The following is a 4,970-nucleotide window of genomic DNA, read 5'->3' as shown; positions in this document are numbered from 1 at the left end:
CATTTCTCAAAGCATGGAGGCATTGCGTCGGGTGTAGTTTCCTTCATGGGTATTTTTCAACGTGAACTTCTTATCTGGCATGGATCATAACTCATTTGGTTTTAATTCATTGTTTAAGTCCCGCTAAGAAAGTTAGATAAATTTGATTGCAGCGCTCAAGATAAAGCGCTGCTGGAAATCTTAGACATCCAACGTGAAGTAGAAACATTGTCTCAGCATCTGGATCAAGCTCAAGACCATCTTTAACGTTCCAGCAGTTACTCCACAAATTCAATCTTAATTGGGTAATGAGGTAAGGGATAATTGGTAACTCCCCCTGTTCCCCTCGTCCGCTCTCTTTATTCAGGTCTTAGCGATTGGGAGAAAGACTCCAGTTAAGATCGAAAAGAGTGCAACTTTACTACCAAGCGCTCATCGGAAAAAGCTCAAAACAATGATTGAACTACTAGACATTAAACGCGAAGTCGAAACGTTGTGCGATCGCCTGGGTAAAACCCAGGACTATCTTTGACGTTCCTGCTCTAACTGCCAAAATTCAAGACTTGGAGCAAGTGGCGGCTCAACCGGATTTTTGGGATGACCAAACTACTGCCCAGAAAACCCTCCAAGAACTCAATGACCTCAAATCCCACCTAGAGCAATTTCACCAGTGGAAAAACAGCCTGGAAGACGCCAGGGCGGTTGTGGAACTGCTGGAATTAGAAGCCGACGAGTCACTACTCTCGGAAGCTGAAAGCAACGTCACCAAGCTCAACCAGGAACTTGACCGCTGGGAGTTGCAACAGCTGCTTTCCGGTACTTACGACCAAAGCGGAGCCGTTTTAACCATTAACGCTGGTGCGGGTGGCACAGACGCCCAAGACTGGGCAGAAATGTTGCTGCGGATGTACACTCGCTGGGCGGAAAACCACAGTTACAAAGTTACCTTAGCGGAAATCTCCAAAGGGGAAGAAGCGGGGCTGAAGTCAGCTACCTTAGAGGTTGAGGGACGTTATGCCTATGGCTACCTGAAGGCAGAAAAAGGAACCCACCGGCTGGTGCGGATATCGCCCTTCAACGCCAACGACAAGCGCCAAACAAGCTTTGCTGGAGTGGAAGTGATGCCAACTCTAGATAGATCGGTGACTCTGGACATTCCAGATAAGGATTTGGAAATCACCACCTCTAGGGCTGGCGGTAAAGGTGGACAAAATGTCAACAAAGTGGAAACAGCGGTGCGGATTGTTCACGTTCCCACTGGTCTTGCCGTGCGCTGTACAGAAGAGCGAAGTCAGCTGCAAAACAAAGAAAAAGGTCTTGCCATCCTCAAAGCTAAGTTGCTGATTGTCGCCCAAGAGCAACGCGCCAAGGAAATTGCCGACATTCGAGGCGATATGGTAGAGGCAGCTTGGGGCAACCAAATTCGTAACTACGTTTTCCACCCGTACCAGATGGTCAAGGATCTGCGGACAACTGTGGAAACGACTGCCATTAACGATGTGATGAATGGCGACCTCGATTCGTTCATTGAAGCCTATCTGCGCCAAGAAAATCAGCTTACTTGAAAGCTGCGCCGTTTGGTGTTTAGGGCAGCCTAACTTAGAGGGTCACTTAACCACCAAGACACTAAGAAATTAGTGGAATCGGGTGGACAGAGGAGCGATCGCTTTTGCGCGATCGCCCCTCTGTCCTTTACTTGATGATTTTGTGATTTGACATCAATTGCGAAACAAACTGTTACATTGTTGGAAGAAAAGTTGATCCCTGGCTTATCATCAGCTGGAAAAACCACTTTTGAGTCTTAAGTAATTATCCGTATGAGCAACTCCTCTTCACCGCCACAAGCGGCAGAACCACAAACTCCAGAACCCATTTTTGAATCGACACCCGCCTCGACGGAGCCTCAACCCAGCTACGTGAAGCTAGCAATGCGAAACATGGTGCGAAAAGGGGGCACTTCGTTAAAACATTTTGCCCTGTCAACCATTGGTCTTGTGGCGCTTCTTATCGGTCTTTCCTACCTGACTCGTTAATCCGGAACACGGTTGCATGGGCATAAACATCGAAATTAGCGTCCAAGATTATTTCTTCTCTTCCAGTCCAGCAGATGCCAGTGCCCAAGAAGAAATTTCACCTGAAACTTGGGAAACTTGGTTCCACCGTTGGATGGAAACTCTGCATCCAGATATTCCTAAAGCGGATGCCTATGAACTGAGTTTGCGCCTCACAGACGATAGGGAAATACAAACCCTCAACGCCCAGTATCGTCATCAAAATAAACCGACAGATGTATTAGCTTTTGCATCCTTAGAGGTAGACTGTCCTCAGCCGATGGATTTTTTGGCGGATACACCTCTATATCTCGGTGATATCGCCATCTCCGTTGAGACTGCGACTCGGCAGGCTCAACAACAGGGACATCCCTTAAAAACAGAGCTAGCCTGGTTAGCGGCTCACGGTTTGCTTCATCTACTCGGCTGGGATCATCCCGATGAAGATAGCCTGACTAAAATGTTGAACCAGCAGGAAACTTTACTCCAGGTTATTGGTCTTACTATCTAGCCCAACTATAACCAATAGCCTTCATCTGTACTTAGATTCAAGTTTCGCCCACGCGCCAGCCGGAGCGATGGTTAATGCCCTTCAGGCCCGTAAAACCCTTGCCATGTCTCAAGAAATTTCCACACCTTCTTTGAACCGCTCTGATGTAGTGAAACCAAACCGGGATTTAGCTTGGCAAATTGCGCCCAACTTAATAATTAGTTTTAAATATGCTTGGGCCGGACTTCGATATGCCTTTATTACCCAACGCAACTTTCGCCTCCATGTAGTCATAGGCACCCTAGCCATTGGTTTGGGTGTCTTTTTGCAGTTGAAGGCAGTGGAAATGGCGGTGATTGGGATAACAATTGGGTTAGTGTTGGCGCTGGAGTTATTGAATACGGCAATTGAGTCGGTTGTTGACTTAACGGTTAAGCAGGCTTACCATGAGCTTGCCAAAATTGCTAAAGACTGTGCTGCCGGTGCCGTTCTGGTTTCGGCGCTAGTGTCGGTATTGGTAGCTGGTTCGCTGCTTTTGCCACCCCTTGTAATTCGGATTCAGTCGATGCTGCGCTAAGTAGTTTTGAGTTCTGAGTTTGAAGGCTTCTGACTCACAAGGAGTTTACATTTGATTCTGGTTATTGATAATTACGACAGTTTTACCTATAACTTGGTGCAGTATCTGGGAGAGCTGGGCGCTGAACTGCCCGTAGCATCTGAGATTCAGGTGTATCGCAATGACCAAATCTCCCTAGAGCAAATCGAAAAACTTAAACCAGATGGAATTGTGATTTCGCCGGGACCAGGGCGTCCAGAAGATGCTGGAATTTCCCTGGAGTTAATTCAACAGATGGGTTCCGGGGTACCAATTTTAGGCGTTTGTCTGGGACATCAAGGCATTGGTCAAGTATTCGGCGGTGAAATTGTTTCTGCACCCATGTTGATGCATGGCAAAACTTCTCCAATTCATCACACGGGTGTAGGCGTATTTCGAGGATTAGATAATCCCTTTACCGCTACCCGGTATCATAGTTTAGCGATCGACCGCGAAAGCTGCCCTGATGTCCTAGAAATTACGGCTTGGGTAGACGACGGAACCATCATGGGCGTCCGGCATCGGAACTATCCGCACATTGAGGGCGTCCAATTCCATCCGGAGAGTATTCTGACGACTTCAGGAAAGCACCTGCTGCGAAACTTCCTGGAATCTCTTTAGTGCTAATGGCTAATTGCTAATTGTTGATTGCTCAATTAAGCATTAGCGATTAGCAAAGGACTAATGACTAATGACTGAGGACTAAATTCTGATGAAACGGCGACAGTTGATGCGCTATGCTGGGGCGGGTTTGCTTACAGCATTAGGAACAGGCTTGGCTTCTGGATTTCAGACTTATCAGGCGGCAACACCTGGTGGATCTGTGTCTGTTAAATGGCTGGGGCATACCAGCTTTTTGTTTACTGGGAATGGTAAACGAGTCTTGGCGAATCCCTTTCAGAAGCTGGGCTGTACGGCTGGGTATCGTTCATCGAAGGTGGCGGCAGATTTAGTGCTAGTCAGCAGCCTATTGCTCGATGAAGGGGCGGTGGAGGGGTTGCCAGGGAATCCCCAGTTTTTGTATAAACCGGGAGTTTACCAAGTTGACAACCTAAAAATTCAAGGAATTACCATTAACCACGATCGCAACGGTGGACGCCGGTTTGGCACGAACGTGGCTTGGCGTTGGACGCAAGGGGGAATCAATATTCTGCATTTAGGAGGTGCTGCTGCACCGATTGATATTGAGCAAAAAATCCTGATGGGGCGTCCCGATGTATTGTTAGTACCCGTAGGCGGAAGTGACAAAGCCTACACGCCTCAGGAAGCAAAGCAGGCAGTACAAGTCCTCAATCCAAAATTGGCGATTCCCACGCATTACCGCACCCAAGCCGCCGATTCTGGGAAGTGCGATATTGTCTCCGTGGATGAATTTTTGGCATTGATGGATGGAATGCCAGTGCGCCGCGTCAATAGTGACACTTTGACGATTAAATCAACGGATTTGCCAGAAAATGGCACAGCGATCGCAGTGATGAGTTATAAGTTTTAAACAGTCATTAGTGATTAGTTCTTAGTTATTATTTGGTTAATGACTATTGACTAATGGCTATTAACTATGCCCCGATTGGATTGCCGCATAAAGTTGATTAAAATCCTCATTGGGTAACAATCCTGCTGGATCTAGCGAAAAACACTTTTTGAGGCGGGTGACAAGATACATATCAATGTCACCCTTATTTTTGGCATTTATTTTTCCCCGATAGTCACAGTCAAAAAAATTTTTCACTAATGGGACTTAAACTAAAATCAAAAGTCAATGGAAGTATAATACTGTAATAACAGACATTTCACGTTGAGGTTTGAGGGATGAAAGAGACAACTCCCGCCGCTATGCCCCCTTGCTTTGACAGAT

The 4,970-nt window shown here is 46.8% G+C and carries 7 protein-coding genes; 6 read left to right on the top strand and 1 reads right to left on the bottom strand.

What is annotated here, in order from left to right:
• Nucleotides 1-433: 433 nt before the first annotated feature.
• The 6 genes from prfB (at nucleotide 434) to ACFW2W_RS15400 (ending at nucleotide 4,607) form a co-directional block, all read left to right on the top strand.
• Nucleotides 434-1,544 (top strand): peptide chain release factor 2 gene (gene prfB / locus ACFW2W_RS15425; protein ID WP_378179660.1). Its coding sequence is split into 2 segments (ribosomal slippage): nucleotides 434-508 and nucleotides 510-1,544, totalling 1,110 coding nucleotides; the frame shifts between segments, so codons are not numbered across the junction.
• A gap of 252 nt (nucleotides 1,545-1,796) precedes the next feature.
• Nucleotides 1,797-2,012 (top strand): DUF3285 domain-containing protein, encoded by a 216-nt coding sequence (locus ACFW2W_RS15420; protein WP_378179657.1) that lies wholly within the window; start codon nucleotides 1,797-1,799, stop codon nucleotides 2,010-2,012.
• 22 nt (nucleotides 2,013-2,034) lie between these two features.
• On the top strand, nucleotides 2,035-2,541 hold the full coding sequence (gene ybeY / locus ACFW2W_RS15415) for an rRNA maturation RNase YbeY (RefSeq protein ID WP_378179663.1): 507 nt from the start codon (nucleotides 2,035-2,037) through the stop codon (nucleotides 2,539-2,541).
• A 103-nt stretch (nucleotides 2,542-2,644) separates the two neighbouring features.
• Nucleotides 2,645-3,097: a diacylglycerol kinase family protein gene (locus ACFW2W_RS15410; RefSeq protein ID WP_378179654.1), complete on the top strand. Its 453-nt coding sequence runs from the start codon at nucleotides 2,645-2,647 to the stop codon at nucleotides 3,095-3,097.
• 51 nt (nucleotides 3,098-3,148) lie between these two features.
• The gene (locus tag ACFW2W_RS15405; RefSeq protein WP_378179651.1) at nucleotides 3,149-3,736 is read left to right on the top strand and encodes an anthranilate synthase component II; all 588 of its coding nucleotides are present in this window, start codon (nucleotides 3,149-3,151) and stop codon (nucleotides 3,734-3,736) included.
• 91 nt (nucleotides 3,737-3,827) lie between these two features.
• Nucleotides 3,828-4,607 (top strand): MBL fold metallo-hydrolase, encoded by a 780-nt coding sequence (locus tag ACFW2W_RS15400; protein ID WP_378179648.1) that lies wholly within the window; start codon nucleotides 3,828-3,830, stop codon nucleotides 4,605-4,607.
• Nucleotides 4,608-4,667: 60 nt separating this feature from the next.
• On the opposite strand, the gene ACFW2W_RS15395 is transcribed toward ACFW2W_RS15400, so the two are convergent.
• A complete protein-coding gene (locus ACFW2W_RS15395; RefSeq protein ID WP_378179645.1) occupies nucleotides 4,668-4,844 on the bottom strand; it encodes a hypothetical protein in 177 nt (58 codons plus the stop codon).
• Nucleotides 4,845-4,970 lie beyond the last annotated feature (126 nt).

This window comes from Coleofasciculus sp. H7-2, assembly GCF_042747725.1.
Classification (GTDB): domain Bacteria; phylum Cyanobacteriota; class Cyanobacteriia; order Cyanobacteriales; family FACHB-T130; genus FACHB-T130.
Note: the sequence above shows the minus strand (reverse complement) of the source record. Positions and strands in the feature narration are given on the sequence as shown.

Bases quoted from the DNA above. Each gene is read 5' to 3' on its own strand.
- ACFW2W_RS15420 (WP_378179657.1), top strand. From the start codon at position 1,797: ATGAGCAACTCCTCTTCACCGCCACAAGCGGCAGAACCACAAACTCCA.
- ACFW2W_RS15410 (WP_378179654.1), top strand. From the start codon at position 2,645: ATGTCTCAAGAAATTTCCACACCTTCTTTGAACCGCTCTGATGTAGTG.
- ACFW2W_RS15400 (WP_378179648.1), top strand. From the start codon at position 3,828: ATGAAACGGCGACAGTTGATGCGCTATGCTGGGGCGGGTTTGCTTACA.